Source organism: Bradyrhizobium ganzhouense (assembly GCF_049949285.1).
GTDB lineage: Bacteria > Pseudomonadota > Alphaproteobacteria > Rhizobiales > Xanthobacteraceae > Bradyrhizobium > Bradyrhizobium ganzhouense.
The window spans coordinates 5279178-5300968 of sequence record NZ_CP181318.1 but is presented as its reverse complement, the minus strand read 5'-3'; the positions used below and the strand labels follow the sequence as shown (position 1 = coordinate 5300968).

The window sequence follows — 21791 nt, the reverse complement described above, 5'->3', positions numbered from 1 at the left end:
GGTCAGACCAGGGTTCGAGGGGGATAGTCGGGCGGAGGACGGGTGAGCCCGTCCGCAATGATATCATCGAGCGGCCGGAGCAGCTCAAGTTCAGGCGTACTGAGACTTGCCGTCACGAATGCCGGTCCAGCCTGCAACACCTTCAACATGCAGATCGCGATGAGAGGGCAGTCCTGGCATTGTTTGCTGTTCTTTTGATCAGGACAGCAAGGCATGTCGGCCGACATATCTTGCGTGTCGGTCATCTGCATGTCGCTCGTCATCAGAGCTCCCGCCGCTGCTGGCGTTACCAGCGGCGCAATCGTCAGCCCCACGGTCACGAGGACCGCGAGTATGAGCCGGAGCATGCGACGAGCAATCATGGTGTGACAGTCTCATAGGGGGGCAACGCTGGAAAGCCCCCCGGTTCACAAGTATGCGAGCAGGGCACTCCGGTGGTTAACCGTCTCAAACGATGGCGGAGTACCAGGTTGTTCGGCAATCCTAGCGGGATTTGGGGCCTCCCTGATAGCGCCATCCGGCTGCGCCGGCGGTCGGTGCCGTCGAGGGCAGGGATTCGCGATCATAGGCGAATGCGGAGGTCAGGCCGTGTTCCGAGCTAGCTGCTGTGGATTGTGTGGCTTGCCTCGCCTCGTTCGGCCAGTAGCTCCGGTCGGAGATGGTCGAGCCCGCCTGGGCGGTGGCGGAAAGGGCTGCCAGTATCGTGATTGCGAGAAGGCTTTTCGTCAACATAGTCCCGGCTCCATCATTTTTCCGAAGCGCATCCATTGCGCTTCTAATGAGGAGTTCGGAGCCGGCCTCTCGGCGGTTACAGCTTCACGCTGACGTGAGCGGGCGTCACCATCGCAACAGCCGCGGTCCCAACATCGCGCCTGCGAGGGTGCAGAGCACGATCGTGCCGCCATACCAGAGCGCGACAAAGGGCAGCGAGTCGTCGGTGCAGTGAAGCGCATAGCCAATCGCGCTCATCCCACCGGCAACGAGTCCGCTAAAGGCGCCAGCACGGACCAGATTGGTCGGAGCCGCCTGTCGCACGGCCCAGATAACGACAGCAAACGGGACGATCGCGATGATCGGAATGGAAATAAGGCATTCGAGCCATTGATCGCCCATCACCATCATGTCCCAGTGTGAGCTCGGCGCCTGCCCAAGGCTGACGCCGGCAAGCAGCAGGATCGCCACAAATGGCAGCGCGGCGAGACCTGGGGATACGCGCCGCTCCCCTCCAGGACGCGCCAGCCGCGCCAAATAGACCGCTGCCGCACCCACCGTGCCGATCGCGAACACGAGCTTCAGGACGAGAAAAATGACGGCGCGCGGCGTGGTCAGGTCCACGCGGAGGCCAAGTGCAACAAGCGTCATACCGATCGCAAGAGCTGTTCCCGTCGCGAGCGCAATGCCCAAGCTGCGGTTGACCAGCCGCCGATTGACCGGCTCGACGTTCACACTGAGTGCTGCAATCAGCTCGTCCGTCTTCATGTTTGAGCCCTCTGTGTGATCAAAGCCGCCAAGGCCTTCAATCCGCGATGAATATTGACCTTCACGCCGGATTCCGAAGTCCGGCATCGCCGTGCCGCTTCAGCTACGCTCAATCCATCGAGCTTCACGGCCTCGATCGCGCATTGCATCTTCTCCGGAAGAAGCTTCAGCAACCGCCTGAGATCAAAGCTGCTCTCGGCGCTGAGGTGATCGTCATTCGCCGTGACTTCATTGGCTTCATCGATCGGCACGTCGGCAACCGATGCCCGGTTTCGGCGGAGGAAATCGATCAGCTTGTAGCGCGCGATCGCGTGCACCCAGGGTGTCAACGGTTCTTCCGGATCGTAGGTGTGACGCTGGAGATGGATCGCCAACACCGCCTCCTGAACCAGATCCTCGGCTTCCGTTGCGCCCCGGCCTAGTTTCGCAAGCCTACCCTTGTAGTAGGCGCGCAAATGGCGGCTCAGCCGCTCAAGCAGCACGCGATGTGCCGCCGCGTCGCCATCCTGGCTGGCGAGCATGAGCGCCTTGAGTTCGGTTTCCGTGGTCGTCATGCCCGCCATCTATCAGCAAGTTCGCCCACACAGCCGTTTTGGTTACAGCTCGTCGAAAAAAATGCTAGTTACCGGACTGCAATTGGCCCTTCGTTCTCGTGGGAGCCCCGGGGGATAAGCTGTGACCAATTCGAGCCGTCGAGCGCATTGGGAAAACGTATATGAGACCAAGGGCGAGCGCGAGGTCAGCTGGTTTCAGGACAGCCCGGCTCCCTCGCTCGACCTCATTGCTCTCACGGGTGCCACGACGTCGTCCGCGATCGTGGATATTGGAGGAGGCGCATCGCGGCTGGTCGACGCCCTGCTGGCCGAAGGACATCAGGATGTCACGGTGCTCGATCTGTCGGCCGCGGCGCTCGCGGCGGCGCGAGAGCGACTTGGTCGCGATGCCGATCGGGTGAAATGGATTGTCGCAGACGTCACCGCGTGGCGTCCGGAGGCAAGGTATGATGTCTGGCACGACCGGGCGGCTTTCCACTTTCTCAACGCGCCCGAGGAGCAGACCGCTTACATCGAGCGGCTTCGGCAAGGGCTGAATGTCGGTGGATACGCCATCATCGGGACGTTCGCGCTCGATGGACCCGAGAAGTGCAGCGGCCTGCCGGTGACGCGGCATAGCGCCGACACGATCGGCGCGCTGCTTGGCTCCGAATTCGCACTGAGGGACACCCGCCGACACCAGCACAAGACGCCGTGGGACTCGGTGCAGAACTTTCAGTTCAGCACGTTTCTCAGAGCCGGATAAGCGCTGCTGGCGTCGCCTGGCGGTCGCGCCAGATCGTTCCGTGGATGGCTCCGATTTAGTTACTCCCGTCGCCGGGATTGGCGGCGCCCCTACGCCTTTTCCTCCCAGATCATGGCCAGGTGCACGATGGTCTGCACCGCCTTTTCCATGTCCTGCCGGCTGACCCATTCCAGCCGCGAATGAAAGGCGTGCTCGCCGGCAAAAATGTTGGGGCAGGGCAGGCCCATGAAGGAGAGGCGCGAGCCGTCGGTGCCGCCGCGGATCGCGGTGCGCATCGGACGCAGGCCGGCGCGGCGGATCGCCTCGATGGCGTATTCGAGGATGTGCGGGTGACGGTCGATCACCTGCTTCATGTTGCGGTACTGCTCGCGTACCTCGAACTTGTAGGTCGAGCGCGGAAAATCCTTCATCACGTCCTTGACGATGCCCTCGAGCAGGACCTCCTTCTCCTTCAATCCTTCCTCGGTGAAGTCGCGCACGATGAAGGAGAGGGTCGCCTGTTCCAGCGCACCTTCGATGCCGACCGGATGCAGAAAACCCTGCTTGCCCGACGTCGTCTCGGGCGAGCAGCCTTCCTTGGGCAGCCGCTCGACGATGGCGGCGGCGATCTTGATCGCATGCTCCATCTTGCCCTTGGCATAGCCGGGATGGGCACTGACGCCGGTGATCGTGATGGTGGCGCCGTCGGCCGAGAACGTTTCGTCCTCGACAGAGCCCGCGCTCTCGCCGTCCATGGTGTAGCCGAAATCGGCCCCCAGCTTCTTGATGTCGACATTGTCGACGCCGCGGCCGATCTCTTCATCCGGCGTGAACAGGATCTTGATGGTGCCGTGCTTCACGTCCGGATTGTTGATGAAGAAATGCGCGGCATCCATGATCTCGGCGACACCGGCCTTGTTGTCAGCCCCGAGCAGCGTGGTGCCGTCAGTGGTGATGATGTCGTTGCCGATCTGGTTCTTCAGCGCGGGGTGCTCGGCGAAGCGGATCACCTGGGTCGTATCGCCCGGCAGGGTGAGGTCGCCGCCGCGATAGTTCTTCACGACTTGCGGCTTCACATCCTTGCCGGTGACGTCGGGCGAGGTGTCCATGTGCGAGCAGAAGCAAATCACCGGCACCTTTTTGTCGGTATTGGCCGGGATCGTTGCGTAGACATAGCCGTAATCGTCGAGATGGGCGTCCGCGACGCCCATGGTCTTCAACTCGGTGACGAGGACGCGGCCGAGATCCTTCTGCTTCTCGGTCGATGGCGAGGCCGGGGAATTCGGATCGGACTGGGTGTCGATGGTGACGTAGCGCAGGAAGCGCTCGGTCACGGTATGCGCGAAGGTCAGGGACATGTCTGGTCAAACCGCCGGGGCTTTTGGAAGCAGGGTTTTTAGAAGCAGGTCTTGGGAAGCAACCAGTATACCAGAAAAGCGGGCTGCGTTGCGGCCGGACGAAGGCGGATCAGGCTTAACGAAGGGTAGCGTCAGATCGCCTCTTTCAGTTCCTTGACCGGGCGGAACGCGACTTTCTTGCTGGCCTTGATGTGGATCGCCTCGCCGGTGGCCGGATTGCGGCCGGTGCGGGCCGCGCGCTTGCGGACCTGGAGGATGCCGAGCCCGACGATGCGGACGCGGTCGCCCTTCTTCAGGTGCCTGGTGATCAACTCGACCATGTTTGTGAGGACGGCCTCGGCGTGCTTCTTGGAGAGGTCCTGGCTCTCCGCGATGTCGGCCGCGAGGTGCTTGAGCGTGATCGTGGCTGGAGCAGCTGCCTTCTTCGCCATGTCTGGCCTCCTCGGGTGTCGTGCGGAAGCTTGCAGGGCTCCCAAACTGCCAAGTTCCGCAGGCCTAGACGATTCGAGATGGGACTGACTATGCCGGCCATCACGGAAGCGGGATTCTCGGAGATGTGTCAGGCGAATCCGCGCGTTCCCGCCGATCCCGGCCACGGCACAGAGCCAGTTGCGGCCCGATACGGGTCAATCAGGCTGAGGATATCTTGCTAAGTTTTTGAAGATGTTGCCAAAAATGGCGCGAGAGACGGGGCTCGAACCCGCGACCTCCGGCGTGACAGGCCGGCGCTCTAACCAACTGAGCTACTCCCGCGTGACGCGTATATGTCCGCGCGGAACGAGGGGGGACTTAAAGGGGGGACATTGTGAAGTCAAGGACGTTGCGCTTGGTCGCGGCATCTCGGCTAAGCATTGCTCTGGAAAACGAAAAGGCCGCCCGGAGGCGGCCACTGGTGTGCCCGGAATAGGGTCGGTCAACGGACCGTCGAGGTGCCCGAGCTGGTGATCGCCACCGGCTTACCGGCCTTGATCACGTGGGTTGACTGGGCGGTCTGGCTGTAATCGACGTTGGTGCGGGCTGCGATCCCGAAGGCGGCCACTGCGATGCCGGCCACCAGCGCCACCACCACGATCTTCAGGTGGGTACCCCGATCTGCAGAGTGAATTGAGTGGTTCATCCGAGCCTCCCGACGGGCTTTGGCGCCGTCTGTAGGCTGGTGTCTTAAGGACCATCTGTTTCCGGATCGTTTCGCGGGTTTCGCAAAATGGTTTCATCTGGCCATTTGGCTGGTTTCGCCGTGGGACGGCTGAAGGGCCGGGTGCGGACGCCGGGTGGGCTCTTACCTGCCGCGTAATCGCGGCGGCCAAATCCCTTCGTCATGATGGTTTTCATCGGCCGCGAACGATCCGGCAAGGGAGAAGCACCATGAATCGTCGAACAGCCCTCGAAGCCGCGTTGCTTGGAACCGCCCTTGCGGCGGCATCGGGTGGGAGCGCGCCAGTGGCCGCAGCCCAGCAAACTGCGCGATCCCCCTATGTGACCGCGAAGGACGGCACAAAACTGTTCGTGCAGGATTGGGGCAGCGGACGGCCGGTGCTGCTGCTGTCGGCCTGGACCTTCAACGCCAGCGCCTGGGGCAGTCAGATTGCAGCCCTCGACGCAAAAGGCTTCCGCTGTATTGCGCCCGACCGGCGCGGGCATGGCCGGTCTGAGATGCCGTCCTCGGGCTACGATTTGGAGACGCTGACTGACGACGTCGCCGCCGTGATCGAGGCGCGCGACCTGCGCGACGTCACGCTGGTCGGGTTCTCGATGGGATCGGCTGAGGCCGTGAACTATCTCGGCCGATACGGATCGGACCGGATTGCAAGGCTGGTGCTGGTCGCGCCGACGACGCCGTTCCTGGTCAAGACCGAGGACAATCCGGATGCGGTTCCGAAGGCGATGATCGAGGCTGACAATGCGGCCGTCGCACGCGACTTCGCAAAATGGATCGCGGCGAACGAAGCGCCGTTCTTCACCCCGGACACGCCCGAGATCACGCGGGCCTGGATCCGCGAGATGATGTTGAGCGTGCCGCTGCCGGTGGCGCTGGCGTGCCGCAAGACCATCGCGTTCGCCGATCTGCGCGCGGCTGCCGCCAGGATCGATCGGCCGACGCTGATCCTCCATGGCGACAAGGATGCCAGCGCGCCGCTGCCATTGACGGGCGCCAAGACCGCAAAGTTGATCAAGGACAGCAAGCTGATCGTCTACGAGGGCGCGCCGCATCCGCTGCCGCTGACGCACAGCGAGCGCCTGATGGCGGACATGCTCGCCTTCATGAGCGCCTAACCGCGCTAGCTCGCCCGCTTGATGTCGGCGCGGATGGTCCGCGCCGCCCAGACGAACAGCAGGGCGCCGAGCGTGGTCGTGACCGCTGCCGAGAGCAGGGAATAGCGTACGGCGTCGGCGCCGTAGCTGCCCTTCAGCGCGTCGTTGACAACGCCGACCGCGAGCGGGCCGACGCCCTGGCCGAAGCAGGTTGCTGTGAGCGCGATCAGCGCGGAGGCGAGCGCGCGCATGCTGGGCTTCGCCACCGTCTGCGCGATCGCAAAGATCGGCCCGAGATGGAAGCCGACCAGGAACGAGGTCAGCGCCAGCATGGCGACCATCATCGAAAAATCCTGCGTCAGCATGCAGAGCGCAAAGACGGGGCCGGCGAGGCCTGAGGTGATCGCCGGCGCCCACAGCTTCCAGCGGTCGTCGCGGCGGCTCACTTGCGCCACGACAAAGCCGCCGAGCAGGGTGCCTGCCATGCCGGCGAGCCCCTTGAACGTGCCGGCATAGGTGCCGATCTCGGCGCTCGACAGATGATGCACACGCGCCAGGAATGGCGGGATCCAGGCCGCCGTTGCGTAATTGGTGTAAGTGGTGAGGCAGAAGCCGATCAGCACGATGATGAAGCTTTGCTGGGAGGCCAGGAAGCGCAGCGTCGGCCCGAGCGGTTCGGGCACGAAGTTTTCCTGCATCGCGCCGCGCTTCGGCTCCGAGATCGTCAGCCACAGGATCAGCGCCAGCAGGATGCCGGGCACGCCCGCGATATAGAAAGCCATCCGCCAACCATAGTGCTGGTTGACGTAGCCGCCGACGAAATAGCCGAGGAAGACGCCGAGATAGGTGCCGATGGCGTAGATGCCGAGCGCGCGCGGGCGCTCGTTCTTGGCGAAGAGATCGGCGACGATCGATTGCGAGGCGGGAGAGCCGGCGGATTCGCCGATGCCGACGCCGATCCTGGCAAAGGCCAGCGCGGTGACGCTCGAGGCCATGCCGCACAGCGCCGTCATCGCGCTCCAGAACGCGAAGGCGAGCGCCACGATGTTGCGGCGGTTGAGCCGGTCGGCGACGCGCGCGATGGGAATGCCGAGCAGGGAATAGAACAGCGCGAAGCCGAAGCCCGCGAGCAGGCCCATCATGGTGTCGCTGAGCGAAAACTCCTTCTTGATCGGCTCGATCAGGACGTTGAAGATCGTGCGGTCGAGGAAGTTCAGCGCGTAGATGAGGGTGAGCAGGCCCAGCACGTAATAGCGCCGCGCCGTGGGCTTGGCCGCGGCGGCCGTTTGCACCGGCACCTGTGATGTCACCTCGACCATCGCTTCCCCCAATTTGTCTTTGTTATCTTTATGGGTCCAGCCCTTACTGGAGCTGGTTGCCTGAAAGCGTTTTCGAGCGAAGTGGCTATCGGTTCGCGTGAAGAAAACGCGTTAAACAAAAGCCGGAGCCTCGTCCGATCGTATCGGACGAGGCTCTACCCTTCGCGAATGTAGTTCCCTGCTTCGAACTCGACCAGCGGTGCGCTTGCGTCGAATGAGACACCGACGGGGTCGCGGCCCGCTTCCATAGCTTCGAGCTGGTCGCTGAGCATACGCCGGATCAAGAGGATGCCGCGGTCGCTCTGGCCGAAATGCTCCTCGGAATGCACCGTCACCGGGCCCTGGCCGACCTGGGCTTCGTAATCGCCCGGAAATTGCTGGTGCTCTTGCTCCGTCATGTCCCACCAGAATTTTCCGTTGAACTTCGAGCGCATGCGACCGATGTCGCCGGAAGTCTTGACGCGGCCGGCGACGTAGATGCGGAACGATGCGTCGTCGATCGGCAGCGTCCAGCCGATCGATTCAACGCGAGCGAACTGTGCCACGCGCGGGTTCGGAACGACGCGCAGAGTGGGGAGGGCGGCTTCGGTGACGCGGTAAAACACCTTGCCGTCGTCCTGCTTGCGGATCGAGCGCACGGCGATGCCGCGCGGTGTCTTGTCGAACTTCACCTCCGGCATCGAAGCCATCATGTTGGTGAATTGTGGCCCTGAGAACGAGCCGTGCAGCACCGGCACGTGGTAGGGATCGACCACGTTCTCGAAATGCTGCAGCCAGTTGCAGGGGATGACCGCCGGCCCGCCGCCGCCGATCGAGGAATCGTCGGCCTCGACGAACTCACCGTCGTCCATGTTTTCGAGGCACTCGTAGCGCGGCAGCACCGGGCGTTTCTCGGCCGGGCCCATATAGGCAAAGATCAACCCGTAGCGCTCCTCGACCGGGTACCAGGGCTGGCGCACCTTGTCCTTGAACTGGCCGCCGTCGGGCTCGCAGGGCTGCTCCAGGCAATGGCCCTCGGTGTCGAATTTCCAGCCGTGATAGCAGCAGCGGATGCCATCCTCTTCGACCTTGCCGTAGTAGAGCGTGGTGCCGCGGTGGCAGCAGCGGGCGTGAAGGAGGCCGACGCGACCGTTCCTGTCGCGAAAAAGGATGAGATCCTCGCCGAGCGCGCGCACCTTCTTCGGCGTGTCGGTGGCGTCGCTGGTGAGCCCGACCGGATGCCAGTAGCGGCGGAGCAATTCGCCCATCGGCGTGCCGCGCACGACCGAGGTGAGCTCGGTGCGGGTGTGCGCGGGCTTCATCGCATAGCCCGTGCCGAGGTCGCGATCCTGCTGGGTGATCGTCATGCTTGTTCCTCCCGCCGCAGGCCTTGATGGCCGGGTCGCCTTGTGTTGACCCAGTGAAAAATAATTCGATGACAATGTCAACGATCTTCCTGAATGCCTCTTAATCGCATTTGGATCAGGTTGGGGAGGTTGCGCTACCAAGGCTTGGCACCTCCTGGCTTTCTTGGCAGAGGTGGACCATGAGCCAGACACCGAGCAGCGACGGGCGCGAATCGTCCGAAACGGACGACAATCACTCGCCGGCGCCGATCACCGTGATGCTGTCATCACGGTTGATGGTGCTCGCCAACCTGCTCAAGCGCGGTGCCATCCTGCGCTACAAGCGCCTCGCCGGATTGTCCTCGGTCGAGTTCGGTCTGGTCGCCTCGCTCGGCCGGCGACCGCCGATGAGCGTGGCGCGGCTCGCCGAAGCCGTCGGTCAGGACAAGGGCCAGATCAGCCGTGCGCTGGCCGAGCTGGTCTCGCGCAAGCTGATCGCGAAGTCGGCGAATCCGAAAGACAGCCGCGAGGTGCTGGTATCGCTGACGCCTGCCGGGTTCGCTGCGCATGATGCGATCGTCGAAGGCGCGCAGGAGCGCAACCGGATGCTGCTCGAGCAACTGAGCAATGATGAGTTAAAGACGTTGCTTGTCCAGATTGATCGTCTCACCGCGACGGCGGAAGCGATGCTCGAAGCCGAGAAGGTTTCGCGCTGATCGCGCAGCAATCTCTGGAAATATTCGAGTGCTTCTAAGAGCCTCTCTAAGAGTCGCTCTAAGAGCCTTTCAATTAGGGGAACCGCGCTCTCTCACATAAGCGTCGCCTGAAATGCATGCCGTTGGGGGAACAACGGCGTGACGCATCTGATGCACATTGGGGTGGCGCGTTGAACAGTCTTGGAATGCTGCGGTCGGCCGTGTTGGCGACCGCGTCCGCTTTGGTTTTGATGCCGCAGGCATCGCTCGCACAATCGTCGGCACAAAATGGCGCGCAGAGCCTGCCGCCGGTGAGCGTGGCAGCACCGGAGCAGCGCCGCCGCGCGGCCGTCCGGGCACCCCGCCGGACGCAGGGCCCGGTGCAGACGGCCAACAGCCGGAGACCTCAGCCGCAGCGTAACGTCGGAATTGTCGAGACGCCGCGCGGCCCGGTGCAGGGCTACGTAGCCAGGCGCAGCTCGTCCGGTACCAAGACCAACACGCCGATCATGGAGACGCCGCAGGCGGTGTCGGTGATCGGTGCGGATCAGATAAGCGACCAGAAGCCGAACAAGCTCGACGAAGTGCTACGCTACACCGCCGGCGTGCGCGCCGGCACCTTTGGCGCCGACACCCGCAACGACTGGTGGCTGATCCGCGGCTTCAAGTCCGACGACGTCGGGCTGTTCCTCGACGGCCTGCAGCTGTTCTACACGTCCTATGCAAGCTGGAAGCTGCAGCCGCCGAACATGGAGCGCGTCGAGGTGCTGCGCGGTCCGTCGGCCGTGCTCTATGGCGGATCGAGCCCGAGCGGCATCGTCAACGTCGTCAGCAAGATGCCGCCGTCCGAGCCGGTCCGCTACATCGAGACCGGTGTCAACAATTTCGGCAACGCCTATGTCGGCTTCGATGTCGGCGGTCCCGTCGCGACGCAGCCCCAGGATGGCAGACAGGACGGCAAGCTGTTCTACCGCATCGTCGGCCAGGTCCAGAACGGCGGCACGCAGGTCAACTTCACGCCCGACAACAATTACTTCATCGCTCCGTCGTTCACGTGGAAACCGGATGCCGACACCACCTTCACGGTGCTGGCCTCGGCCTCGAAGCAGGACACCCGCGGCATCAACTTCCTGCCCTATCAGGGCACGGTGACCAACGCGCCGTTCGGCAAGATCCCGACCAGCTTCTTCGCCGGCGATCCCAACGTCGACAAGTTCACGCGCGAGCAGGAGATGCTCGGCTACCAGTTCGAGCGCAATCTCACCGACGACCTCACGTTCCGCCAGAACGCGCGGTTCGCGCATATAGACCTGACCTATCGCGGTTTCGTCGGTAATGGCTGGGACAATATCAACACGGCCACGATGGGCCGCTACAATTGGTACGCGAAGAACACCGCCAACCAGGCCAATCTCGACAACCAGCTGGAGTACCGCTTCGGCACGGGGCCCGTGCAGCACACGATGCTGTTCGGAGTCGATCTGAAGGGCTATCAGATCGACGATTACCAGGCATTCAACTTCGGCACGGTGCCGTCCATCAACGTCTTCAATCCCGCCTATGGTCTCGACATTCCGCTGACGGGCGCGCCGTTCCGCAACTTCCAGATCACGCAGAAGCAGGCCGGCACCTACGTCCAGGACCAGATGAAGCTCGGCAACTTCACGCTGGTTTTGAGCGGCCGCAATGATTGGGTCGAGACGTCACAGGTCGCCCGCGACACCGGCGCAAATATCGCCCAACGCGACGACAGCAGGTTCAGCGGGCGCGCCGGGCTGATCTACAATTTCGACAACGGCATCGCGCCCTATATTTCCTATGCCACGAGCTACAATCCGATCATCGGCCTCAACGCGCAGAACCAGCTGTTCCTGCCGGAGACCGGCAAGCAGGCCGAGATTGGCGTCAAGGTCGCGCCCACGGGATTTGACGGCTATTTCACCGCTTCGGTGTTCGACCTGAAGCGCCAGAATGTGGCGACCACCGATCCGTCGAATGTGCTGCTGCAGAACCAGACCGGCGAGGTGACCTCACGCGGCATCGAGCTCGAGGCGGTGGCCAACGCCACCAAGGAGCTGAAGTTGATTGGCGCCTTCACCGCCTATCATCTTTTCACCAGCAAGGATCTCGATCAGTCCCTCGTCGGCAAGACCCCGACGAATACGCCCGAGATGCTGATCTCGGGCTGGGCGGACTACACCTTCAAGGACGGACCGCTGGAGGGATTTGGGTTCGGCGGGGGCGTCCGCTATGTCGGCTCGTCCTGGGCCGACGCCGCCAACACGCTGGAAGTTCCCGCGGTGGTGCTCGGCGATCTCGCGGTCCACTACGAATGGCAGAACTGGCGCACGGCCATCAACGTGATCAACCTGACCGACAAGATCTATGTCGCGAGCTGTGCCTCGGCCTCGTCCTGCTTCTACGGCGACCGCCGCCGCGTCACCGCCAGCGTCTCCTACAAATGGTGAGGCAAAAGGTAAGGCTCGGCGAGGGGAGGGTCTTGTGAAGGCGCGCACGGTCAGGATCTGGTCCGTGGTCCACACCTGGACCAGCCTGATCTCGACCTTGTTCCTGTTGTTGCTCTGCCTGACCGGCCTGCCGCTGATCTTCCATCATGAGATCGATGAGCTCCTGGGCTACGCCCCCCAGCCCGAAGCTCATGCGAGCGCGGCGCGCGCGACGCCCCAAGTCGTCGCCGACGCCGCGCTCGCCGCTGATCCCGGCCGCGTCCTGCAATATGTGTCCTGGGACAAGGACGAGCCCGGGCTGGTCATGGCTTTCACCAACAGCGCCCCAGACGGGGTGCCCGACAACGCGACCGTCCGTGCGTTCGATGCGGTTTCGGCCAAGCTGCTCGGGCCGGTCGGCGTCGGGCCGATGCTGATCGTGCTCAAGCTGCACACCGACATGTTCGCGGGACAAGCCGGAAAGCTGTTCCTCGGCGCGATGGGGCTGTTGTTCGCGGTCGCCATCGTCTCCGGCGTGGTGCTGTACTGGCCGTTCACCCGCCGCCTGCGCTTTGCCACCATCCGTGACAGTGCCGCGCGCCGCGTCCGCTGGCTCGACTGGCACAATCTGATCGGCGTGGTGACGGTGGCCTGGGCGCTGGTGGTGGGCTTGACCGGCGTGGTCAACACTTGGGCCGAGCTGATGCTCAACCAGTGGAAGGCGGCCGAGCTCGCCAGCATGGTCGCGCCCTATGCCGGCAAGCCGCCGCCCGTGCATCTCGCCTCGCTCGACGATGTCGTCGCGCGCGCCAGGCAGGCTGCTCCCGGCATGGAGGTCGCCTTCATCGCCTTTCCGGGCACGCCGTTCACGTCCTCGCACCATTTCGCCGCTTTTATGCGCGGCGATACGGTCCTGACATCGCGGCTGCTGAAGCCCGTGCTGCTCGATGGCGAAACCGGGGAGGTCGCCGATGCCCGCGCGCTGCCGCTCTATCTGCAGGCGCTGCTGATCTCGCAGCCGCTGCATTTCGGCGATTATGGCGGGATGCCGCTGAAGGTGATCTGGGCCGCGCTCGACGGGCTCACCATCGTTGTGATCTGCAGCGGCCTCTATCTCTGGGTGGCGCGGCGGCGCAAGCGTGCCCCTGCCAAAACCGACGCATTCGCGAAACGGGCCCCGGTCCTGTCGTGATGCATGGCTCGTCCGGACCTTCGCGGCTGTGGATACGTGTCTTTGCTGCACCTATCCTGCTCGCGGCTGCGACCATCGCCGGCCTGCTGGCGGCGCTGCTGTGGGGCGACGTCGGCAGATATGTCGCTTGGGTGACAGTCGGCTGTCCCGTGCTTGTCGTTCTCGGAGTTTGGCTGCGTCGCAGCAAGAAAGCAGAATCGTCCTAGACATGTGGCCGCCTGCGGGAGAATGCTCCCGAGGAGCATCTGCGCCAGGGTGGGGAGGCTGACGGGTCGCCCTTGCTGGGTTTGCCGATCTGCTCCATACCAGCGCGGGGTGATTCCGGGATTTCTACCGTGCTGGGGGCGGCAAAGGGCCTAAAAAGAGCGTGTCTTGCGCCCATTGGTGCACTGCGCTAAGGCTCAGAATAATTCCAAATCGGACGAATCCGTGGCTGTCCCGAGGCTGCGGGAAAAAGGGCTCGTCAATGAGCGGCATTCTACAGAACTATCTTCCACTCGTCGTCTTTATAGGGGTAGCAGCCCTCATCGGCCTGGTGCTGCTGATCGCGCCCTTCATCGTGGCGTTCCAGCAGCCGGATCCGGAAAAGCTCTCGGCGTATGAGTGCGGCTTCAACGCCTTCGACGACGCCCGCATGAAGTTCGACGTCCGCTTCTATCTGGTCGCCATCCTCTTCATCATCTTCGACCTCGAAGTGGCATTCCTGTTTCCCTGGGCGGTGGCGTTCGGCAAGCTTGGCGCGACCGGCTTCTGGTCCATGCTGGTGTTCCTCGCCGTGCTGACGGTGGGCTTCGCCTATGAATGGAAGAAAGGCGCACTCGAATGGGATTGAACCCTGTGTCGTCCGCTGGCCCGGCGATCGCGCCGGCTCCCAAGGGCATTCTGGATCCGTCGACCGGCAAGCCGGTCGGGGCCAATGATCCGTTCTTCCTCGAGGTCAACCACGAGCTGTCCGACAAGGGCTTCTTCGTGGCCGCGACCGACGATCTCATCACCTGGGCCCGTACCGGCTCGCTGATGTGGATGACCTTCGGCCTCGCCTGCTGCGCGGTCGAGATGATGCAGGTGTCGATGCCGCGCTACGACGTCGAGCGTTTCGGCTTCGCGCCGCGTGCCTCGCCGCGCCAGTCCGACGTGATGATCGTTGCGGGCACGCTGACCAACAAGATGGCGCCCGCGCTGCGCAAGGTCTACGACCAGATGCCCGAGCCGCGCTACGTCATCTCGATGGGCTCCTGCGCCAATGGCGGCGGCTACTATCACTATTCCTACTCGGTTGTCCGCGGTTGCGACCGCATCGTGCCGATCGACATCTACGTGCCGGGCTGCCCGCCCACCGCGGAAGCGCTGCTCTATGGCGTGCTGCTGCTACAGAAGAAGATCCGCCGCACCGGCACCATCGAACGCTAAGGTTTTACGTCATGGACGACGCCAAGCTCGACGCCCTGGGGCAGACGATCGTGAGCGCGCTTCCGGGCGCTGCCATCGGTCATTCGGTGGCCTTCAACCAGCTCACGGTTGATGTCGAGGCCAGCAAGATCGTCGAGGTGGTCAAGTACCTCCGCGACGATCCGAGCTGCCGTTTCATCAACTTCACCGACATCACGGCTGCGGACTATCCGTCGCGCGAAAAGCGCTTCGACGTGATCTATCACTTCCTGTCCCCGACCCTGAACACCCGCATCCGCCTCAAGGCCCAGGCCGACGAGACCACGCAGGTTCCGTCGCTGATCGAGGTGTTCCCCGGCGCCGACTGGTTCGAGCGCGAGGCCTACGACCTCTACGGCGTGTTCTTTGTCGGCCATCCCGATATGCGCCGCATCCTCACCGATTACGGGTTCGAGGGGCATCCGCTGCGCAAGGATTTTCCGACCACCGGCTTCCTCGAGGTCCGCTACGACGACCAGGAGAAGCGCGTGGTGTACGAGCCGGTTAGGCTCAACCAGGAATTCCGCAAGTTCGACTTTTTGTCTCCGTGGGAGGGGGCGGACTATCCGGTCCTTCCTGGCGATGAAAAAGCAGGGCCGAAGGTCTGATCATGAACGAGCAACCTGAACAGCTTCGCAATTTCACCATCAACTTCGGGCCGCAGCACCCGGCCGCGCACGGCGTGCTGCGTCTGGTGCTGGAGCTTGACGGCGAAGTCGTCGCGCGCGTCGATCCCCATATCGGCCTGCTTCACCGCGGCACCGAGAAGCTGATCGAGCAGAAGACCTATCTCCAGGCCATCCCGTATTTCGACCGGCTCGACTACGTCGCGCCGATGAACCAGGAGCACGCCTTCTGTCTGGCCGCTGAAAAGCTGCTCGGCATCGAGGTGCCGCGCCGTGGCCAATTGATCCGCGTGCTCTATTGCGAGATCGGCCGCATCCTCTCTCACCTTCTCAATGTCACCACGCAGGCGATGGACGTCGGCGCGCTGACCCCGCCGCTGTGGGGCTTTGAAGAGCGCGAGAAGCTGATGGTGTTCTACGAGCGCGCCTCGGGCAGCCGTATGCACGCAGCCTTCTTCCGCGTCGGCGGTGTGCATCAGGACCTGCCGCAGAAGCTGGTCGACGATATCGAGGCCTGGTGCGATCCGTTCCTGAAAGTGGTCGAGGACCTCGACCGCCTGCTGACGGCCAACCGCATTTTCAAGCAGCGCAACGTCGACATCGGCGTGGTGCCGCTGAAGGAGGCCTGGGAGTGGGGCTTCTCCGGCGTGATGGTGCGCGGCTCAGGCGCGGCCTGGGATTTGCGCAAGTCGCAGCCCTACGAGTGCTACGCCGAGATGGATTTCGACATTCCGATCGGCAAGAACGGCGACTGCTACGACCGGTATCTGATCCGCATGGAAGAGATGCGGCAGTCGGTGCGCATCATGAAGCAGTGCATCCAGAAGCTGAATGCGCCGGAGGGGAAGGGCCCCGTCGTCGTCGAAGACAACAAGGTGGCGCCGCCGCGCCGTGGCGAGATGAAGCGCTCGATGGAAGCCCTCATCCACCACTTCAAGCTCTACACCGAAGGCGTTCGCGTGCCGGAAGGCGAAGTCTATGCCGCGGTCGAGGCGCCCAAGGGCGAGTTCGGCGTCTATCTGATCTCCGACGGCACCAACAAGCCCTACAAGTGCAAGATCCGCGCGCCGGGCTTTGCCCATCTGCAGGCGATGGACCACATCTGCCGCGGCCATCTGCTTGCCGACGTCTCGGCGATCCTCGGCTCGCTCGACATCGTGTTCGGAGAGGTCGATCGGTGATGGCGCAGGCGCCAATCCAGTTTGACCGTGCCTCGGGGGCCCTTGAAGGGGCCAACCTGTGGGAGCGGACGGCTGCCTTGGCGCTGGTGACGGGATCGAAGATCTCGTCGCACTTCTCGCATATGGGCTACATCGCCTGCGCGAACTTGCTGCGGAAAACGCTGCCCGAGCGCAACATCGCGATCAAGCTCAACCCGGACGCCGTGTTCGAATTCCCGTATGGCGACGGCTACTGGAGCAAGCTGCTCAACCGCTCGTATTGCTACGAGGACGAGCTGGAGCTGTTGTTCGCCGACTCCATCGACGTCGACTACACGCTGCTCGATTGCGGCGCCAATTACGGCTATTGGTCGGTGCTGGTCTCGAGCAGGCCGTTCGGCTCGCACAAGGCGATCGCGATCGAGCCGTCGGGCCAGAACTATCCGAAGCTTGCGAATAACGCTCGCGTCAACGGCAACCGCTTCGAGACAATGAAGTGCGCGATCGGCGCTTCGCGCGGCTCCGCGCGGCTGTCAGGCACCAAGCACGAGGCCTTCAGCATCGCCGGCGATGCATCGGCGGGCGGTGAGGACGTGCCCGTTCTGGCGCTGGATAACCTCATCGACGACGGCAAGGTCGCAGCCGCCGGCAAATATTTGATCAAGCTCGACGTCGAGGGCGTCGAGATCGAGGCGATCAAGGGCGGCGCCCGGCTGCTCGAGACTGACAGCGTCATCATGTGCGAGGAGCACGGCAGCGACCGCTCCCATGCGGTGTCGCGCTACATCCTCGAACAGACGCCGATGAATCTGATCGTGCTCGATCCGCGCACCAACCGGCTGGAGACCGTGACCGAGCTGTCGATCCTCGACCGCATCAAGGTCTCGACCCACGTCGGCTACAACGTTTTCGGCACCGCAAGCGCATTCTGGCAGGACAGGATCAATGCCCTGAATGCGAAAACCGCGCGCCGCATGCAGTGAGAGATAAGACATGTCCGTTCGCCGATTAGCACCGAAGGAAGTCCAGCCCGCGAGCTTTGCGTTCACGGACGAGAACCTTGCCTTCGCCAAGCAGCAGATCGCGAAATATCCGGCTGGCCGGCAAGCTTCCGCCGTTATCGCCATCCTCTGGCGCGTCCAGGAGCAGCACGAGGGCTGGGTCTCGGAGGCCGCGATCCGCGCCGTCGCCGATTTGCTCGACATGCCCTATATCCGCGTGCTCGAAGTCGCGACCTTCTACACGATGTTCCAGCTCGCTCCGGTCGGCAAGAAGGCCCATGTCCAGGTCTGCGGCACCACGCCGTGCCGCTTGCGCGGCGCCGAAGATCTGATCCATGTCTGCGAGAGCCGGATCCATCACGATCCCTTCCATCTCTCCAAGGACGGCAATTTCAGCTGGGAAGAGGTGGAGTGCCTGGGCGCCTGCGTGAACGCGCCGATGGTGCTGATCGGCAAAGACACCTATGAGGACCTGACCAAGGAGACTTTCGGCAAGGTGCTCGACGGTTTTGCCTCGGGCAATCCGCCGAAGCCCGGTCCGCAGAACGGCCGCCAGTTCTCCGCGCCGGCGGGCGGGCCGACCACTCTGAAGGAGACCTCTTGATGGGTCTTCAGTCTCAAGCCATCGAAGGGAACGAAGCCGTGAACAAATGGGGCTTCGTTGCCATGCACGCCGCGGGCGCGGCCGCCTTCATGTTCCTGCTGCAGCGCTTCGTGATGAACGCGACGCAGGAAACCAGTCTGCTCTGGGCGCTGACCTTCGCCGTCTGCGCCGCCGGGCTTGCCTACAAGCAAGCCAATCGTTGATCGGAAAGCACTGACATGCTCGAGGACAAGGACCGCATCTTCAAGAACCTCTACGGCCTCCACGATTGGGGGCTCGAGGGCGCGCGGCGCCGCGGCGCCTGGGATGGTACGAAGAACATCATCGACAAGGGCCGCGACTGGATCATCAACGAGATGAAGGCCTCGGGCCTGCGCGGCCGCGGCGGCGCCGGCTTCCCGACTGGTCTGAAGTGGTCCTTCATGCCGAAGGAATCCACCGACGGTCGGCCGAGCTACCTCGTCGTCAACGCCGACGAGTCCGAGCCCGGCACCTGCAAGGATCGCGAGATCATGCGGCACGATCCGCATCTCCTGATCGAGGGCTGCCTGATCGCGAGCTGCGCGATGAACGCGCACACCTGCTACATCTATGTCCGCGGCGAGTTCATCCGCGAGCGCGAGCACCTTCAGGCCGCGATCGATCAGGCCTATGACGCCAAGCTGGTCGGCAAGGACAACGTCAACGGCTGGCCGTTCGACATTTACGTCGCGCACGGCGCCGGCGCCTATATCTGCGGTGAAGAGACTGCGCTGCTCGAAAGCCTCGAAGGCAAGAAGGGCCAGCCGCGCCTGAAGCCGCCGTTCCCGGCGAATGTCGGCCTGTTCGGCTGCCCGACCACCGTCAACAACGTCGAGTCCATTGCTGTTGCTCCGGACATCCTGCGCCGTGGCGCCGCCTGGTTTGCCGGCATCGGCCGTCCGAACAATGTCGGCACCAAGCTGTTCTGCATCTCCGGCCATGTCGAGCGGCCCTGCAACGTCGAAGAGGCCATGGGCATTCCGTTCCGTGAGCTGATCGAGAAGCATTGCGGCGGTATCCGCGGCGGCTGGGACAACCTCAAGGCCGTGATCCCCGGCGGCTCGTCGGTGCGCATGGTGCCGGCCGAGCAGATCATCGACACGCCGATGGATTTCGACAGTCTGAGCAAGCTGCGCTCTGGCCTCGGCACCGCGGCCGTGATCGTGATGGACAAGTCGACCGACCTGATCCGTTCGATCGCCCGCATCTCGTATTTCTACAAGCATGAGAGCTGCGGCCAGTGCACGCCGTGCCGCGAGGGCACCGGCTGGATGTGGCGCGTGCTCACCCGCATGGCCGATGGCCGCGCCCACAAGCGCGAAATCGACATGCTGCTGGAAGTGACAAAACAGGTCGAAGGCCACACCATCTGCGCGCTCGGCGACGCAGCCGCCTGGCCGATCCAGGGCCTGATCGCGCATTTCCGTCACGAGATCGAAGCGCGCATCGACCAGTATTCGCACAAGGCCGACATCGACGATATCGGCGTCCGCGATCCCGTGAACATGGTCGCGGCGGAGTAGAGAGAATGACCAAGCTCATCATCGACGGCAAAGAGATCGATGTCCCCGCCGAGTACACGCTGCTTCAGGCGTGCGAGGCGGCCGGCGCCGAGATTCCGCGCTTCTGTTATCACGAGCGGCTGTCGATCGCCGGCAATTGCCGGATGTGCCTCGTCGAGGTGAAGGGTGGCCCGAAGCCGGTCGCGAGCTGCGCCTGGGGCGTGCGCGACTGCCGTCCAGGCCCGAAGGGCGAGCCGCCGGAGATTTCCACCCGTTCGCCGATGGTGAAGAAGGCACGCGAAGGCGTGATGGAATTCCTTCTCATCAACCATCCGCTGGACTGCCCGATCTGCGATCAGGGCGGCGAGTGCGATCTGCAGGACCAGGCGATGGGCTATGGTGTCGACACCAGCCGTTTCGCCGAGAACAAGCGCGCGGTCGAGGACAAATATCTCGGCGCGCTGGTCAAGACCTCGATGAACCGCTGCATCCAGTGCACGCGATGCGTCCGCTTCTCGGCGGAAGTCGCCGGCGCCCCCGAGATGGGCGCTACGGGGCGCGGCGAGGACATGGAGATCACGACCTATCTCGAGCACGCGCTAACGTCGGAACTGCAAGGCAATCTCGTCGACATCTGCCCGGTCGGCGCGCTGACCTCGAAGCCCTATGCCTTTGCCGCGCGCCCCTGGGAGCTCGGCAAGACCCAGTCGATCGACGTCATGGACGGCGTGGGTTCTGCGATCCGCGTCGACACCCGCGGCCGCGAGGTGATGCGCGTGCTGCCCCGCATCAACGAGGCCGTGAACGAGGAGTGGATCTCCGACAAGACCCGCCACATCGTCGACGGCCTGCGTACCCAGCGCCTCGACCGGCCCTATATCCGCGAGGCCGGCAAGCTGCGTGCGGCGAGCTGGTCCGAGGCTTTTGCCGCGATCGCTGCCAAGGCAGCCCGCACCGACGGCAAGCGCATCGGCGCGATCGCTGGCGACCTCTCCGGCGTCGAGGAGATGTTCGCGGTGAAGGATCTCTTGGCAAAATTCGGCTCGGCCAATCTGGCGGTGCAGGGCGGCGACGCCTTCGATCCGGCGCTCGGCCGCGGCTCCTACATCTTCAACCCGACGCTCGCAGGCGTCGAGCGGGCGGATGCGCTGCTCATCGTCGGCGCCAATCCGCGTAAGGAAGCGGCCGTGTTCAACGCCCGCATCCGCAAGCGCTGGCGCGCCGGCGGCTTCAAGGTCGGCGTGATCGGCGCCAAGGCCGATCTGACCTATGATTACGACCATCTCGGCGCGGGCACCGAGACGCTCGGTGAGCTCGCGGCCGGCAAGCACTCCTTCATGGACGTGCTGAAGAACGCCAAGAACCCGATCATTCTGGTCGGCGCGGGCGCAGCCTCCCGCCACGATGGCGCCGCCATTCTGGCCGCCGCCGCCAAGCTCGCGCTCGACGTCGGCGCGGTGAAGGACGGCTGGAACGGCTTTGGCGTGCTGCATGAGACCGCTTCGCGCGTCGGTGCGCTCGACATCGGCTTTGTCGCGGGTGGGGGCGGGCTGAACGCCGCGCAGATGACGACCTTCGGTACGCTCGACCTGCTGTTCCTGCTCGGCGCTGACGAGATCAAGGCGCCGGATGGCACCTTCGTCGTTTACATCGGCACCCATGGCGACCGCGGCGCGCATCGCGCCGACGTCATCCTGCCGGCGGCTGCCTACACCGAGAAATCCGCGATCTATGTCAACACCGAAGGCCGCGTGCAGATGACCGGCCGTGCCGCGTTCCCGCCGGGCGAAGCCCGCGAGGATTGGGCGATCGTCCGCGCGCTCTCGGAGGCGCTCGGCAAGAAGCTCGGCTACGACTCGCTTGCCGCGCTGCGCCAGGCGCTCTTCAAGGCGGTGCCGCATCTGATCCGTCTCGACCAGATCGAGGCCGGCTCCGCCGACCAGATCAAGAAGCTGGCGGGGAAGGGCGGTACGACCGAGAAGGCGCCGTTCAAGGCGGCGATCGAGGACTTCTATTTGACCAACCCAATCGCGCGTGCGTCCGCCGTGATGGCGGAATGCTCGCGGCTTGCCTCCGGGCAGATGCTGACCGCAGCGGAGTGAG

The 21791-nt window shown here is 63.7% G+C and carries 22 protein-coding genes and 1 tRNA gene; 14 read left to right on the top strand and 9 right to left on the bottom strand.

What is annotated here, in order from left to right:
- Nucleotides 1-2: 2 nt before the first annotated feature.
- From ACLFLU_RS24310 to ACLFLU_RS24300, 3 genes are all read right to left on the bottom strand, one after another.
- The gene (locus ACLFLU_RS24310) at nt 3-362 is read right to left on the bottom strand and encodes a hypothetical protein (RefSeq protein ID WP_426407380.1); all 360 of its coding nucleotides are present in this window, start codon (nt 360-362) and stop codon (nt 3-5) included.
- A 475-nt stretch (nt 363-837) separates the two neighbouring features.
- On the bottom strand, nt 838-1479 hold the full coding sequence (locus ACLFLU_RS24305) for an NrsF family protein (protein WP_426407379.1): 642 nt from the start codon (nt 1477-1479) through the stop codon (nt 838-840).
- Nucleotides 1476-2033, bottom strand: a complete 558-nt coding sequence (locus ACLFLU_RS24300) for a sigma-70 family RNA polymerase sigma factor (RefSeq protein WP_426407378.1) — start codon at nt 2031-2033, stop codon at nt 1476-1478. Before ACLFLU_RS24300 ends, ACLFLU_RS24305 begins: the two co-directional genes overlap by 4 nt.
- A gap of 121 nt (nt 2034-2154) precedes the next feature.
- Between ACLFLU_RS24300 and ACLFLU_RS24295 the strand changes: the two genes are divergently transcribed.
- Entirely contained in the window at nt 2155-2778 is a 624-nt protein-coding gene (locus ACLFLU_RS24295; RefSeq protein ID WP_426407377.1) for a class I SAM-dependent methyltransferase, read from the top strand.
- A gap of 89 nt (nt 2779-2867) precedes the next feature.
- On the opposite strand, the gene pepT is transcribed toward ACLFLU_RS24295, so the two are convergent.
- The 4 genes from pepT to ACLFLU_RS24275 form a co-directional block, all read right to left on the bottom strand.
- Nucleotides 2868-4115, bottom strand: coding sequence for a peptidase T (gene pepT, locus ACLFLU_RS24290; RefSeq protein WP_426407376.1), 1248 nt, complete (start codon nt 4113-4115; stop codon nt 2868-2870).
- A 131-nt stretch (nt 4116-4246) separates the two neighbouring features.
- Nucleotides 4247-4546: an HU family DNA-binding protein gene (locus tag ACLFLU_RS24285; protein ID WP_426407375.1), complete on the bottom strand. Its 300-nt coding sequence runs from the start codon at nt 4544-4546 to the stop codon at nt 4247-4249.
- 245 nt (nt 4547-4791) lie between these two features.
- Nucleotides 4792-4868 (bottom strand) — tRNA-Asp (locus ACLFLU_RS24280).
- Between the two features lie 160 nt (nt 4869-5028).
- Nucleotides 5029-5232 (bottom strand): hypothetical protein, encoded by a 204-nt coding sequence (locus ACLFLU_RS24275; RefSeq protein WP_426407374.1) that lies wholly within the window; start codon nt 5230-5232, stop codon nt 5029-5031.
- A gap of 248 nt (nt 5233-5480) precedes the next feature.
- Between ACLFLU_RS24275 and ACLFLU_RS24270 the strand changes: the two genes are divergently transcribed.
- Nucleotides 5481-6389, top strand: coding sequence for an alpha/beta fold hydrolase (locus tag ACLFLU_RS24270; protein WP_426407373.1), 909 nt, complete (start codon nt 5481-5483; stop codon nt 6387-6389).
- A 5-nt stretch (nt 6390-6394) separates the two neighbouring features.
- Here the strand turns inward: ACLFLU_RS24270 and ACLFLU_RS24265 are convergent, their stop codons facing one another.
- Complete coding sequence (locus ACLFLU_RS24265; protein WP_426407372.1) at nt 6395-7687, bottom strand: spinster family MFS transporter; 1293 nt, start codon at nt 7685-7687, stop codon at nt 6395-6397.
- A 155-nt stretch (nt 7688-7842) separates the two neighbouring features.
- Entirely contained in the window at nt 7843-9033 is a 1191-nt protein-coding gene (locus tag ACLFLU_RS24260; protein ID WP_426407371.1) for a Rieske 2Fe-2S domain-containing protein, read from the bottom strand.
- Nucleotides 9034-9212: 179 nt separating this feature from the next.
- On the opposite strand from ACLFLU_RS24260, the gene ACLFLU_RS24255 reads away from it, so the two are divergent.
- From ACLFLU_RS24255 to nuoG, 12 genes are all read left to right on the top strand, one after another.
- Complete coding sequence (locus ACLFLU_RS24255) at nt 9213-9728, top strand: MarR family winged helix-turn-helix transcriptional regulator (protein ID WP_426407370.1); 516 nt, start codon at nt 9213-9215, stop codon at nt 9726-9728.
- Between the two features lie 185 nt (nt 9729-9913).
- Nucleotides 9914-12175 (top strand): TonB-dependent siderophore receptor, encoded by a 2262-nt coding sequence (locus ACLFLU_RS24250; protein WP_426407369.1) that lies wholly within the window; start codon nt 9914-9916, stop codon nt 12173-12175.
- Nucleotides 12176-12209: 34 nt separating this feature from the next.
- Complete coding sequence (locus ACLFLU_RS24245) at nt 12210-13346, top strand: PepSY-associated TM helix domain-containing protein (RefSeq protein ID WP_426407368.1); 1137 nt, start codon at nt 12210-12212, stop codon at nt 13344-13346.
- Nucleotides 13347-13812: 466 nt separating this feature from the next.
- A complete protein-coding gene (locus ACLFLU_RS24240; protein WP_027529890.1) occupies nt 13813-14178 on the top strand; it encodes an NADH-quinone oxidoreductase subunit A in 366 nt (121 codons plus the stop codon).
- Nucleotides 14169-14756, top strand: coding sequence for a NuoB/complex I 20 kDa subunit family protein (locus ACLFLU_RS24235; RefSeq protein WP_426407367.1), 588 nt, complete (start codon nt 14169-14171; stop codon nt 14754-14756). Before ACLFLU_RS24240 ends, ACLFLU_RS24235 begins: the two co-directional genes overlap by 10 nt.
- An 11-nt stretch (nt 14757-14767) precedes the next feature.
- Nucleotides 14768-15382 (top strand): NADH-quinone oxidoreductase subunit C, encoded by a 615-nt coding sequence (locus ACLFLU_RS24230; protein WP_426407366.1) that lies wholly within the window; start codon nt 14768-14770, stop codon nt 15380-15382.
- Nucleotides 15383-15384: 2 nt separating this feature from the next.
- Nucleotides 15385-16581 carry an NADH-quinone oxidoreductase subunit D gene (locus ACLFLU_RS24225; protein ID WP_426407365.1) on the top strand — a complete coding sequence of 399 codons (1197 nt, stop codon included), beginning with the start codon at nt 15385-15387 and terminating at the stop codon, nt 16579-16581.
- Nucleotides 16581-17543, top strand: a complete 963-nt coding sequence (locus ACLFLU_RS24220) for an FkbM family methyltransferase (protein ID WP_426407364.1) — start codon at nt 16581-16583, stop codon at nt 17541-17543. Before ACLFLU_RS24225 ends, ACLFLU_RS24220 begins: the two co-directional genes overlap by 1 nt.
- A 10-nt stretch (nt 17544-17553) precedes the next feature.
- On the top strand, nt 17554-18165 hold the full coding sequence (gene nuoE / locus ACLFLU_RS24215; protein ID WP_027529885.1) for an NADH-quinone oxidoreductase subunit NuoE: 612 nt from the start codon (nt 17554-17556) through the stop codon (nt 18163-18165).
- Nucleotides 18165-18368, top strand: coding sequence for a hypothetical protein (locus ACLFLU_RS24210; RefSeq protein WP_426407363.1), 204 nt, complete (start codon nt 18165-18167; stop codon nt 18366-18368). Before nuoE ends, ACLFLU_RS24210 begins: the two co-directional genes overlap by 1 nt.
- 15 nt (nt 18369-18383) lie before the next feature.
- Complete coding sequence (gene nuoF / locus ACLFLU_RS24205; RefSeq protein ID WP_426407362.1) at nt 18384-19709, top strand: NADH-quinone oxidoreductase subunit NuoF; 1326 nt, start codon at nt 18384-18386, stop codon at nt 19707-19709.
- A gap of 5 nt (nt 19710-19714) precedes the next feature.
- Nucleotides 19715-21790 (top strand): NADH-quinone oxidoreductase subunit NuoG, encoded by a 2076-nt coding sequence (gene nuoG / locus ACLFLU_RS24200; RefSeq protein WP_426407361.1) that lies wholly within the window; start codon nt 19715-19717, stop codon nt 21788-21790.
- Nucleotide 21791 lies beyond the last annotated feature (1 nt).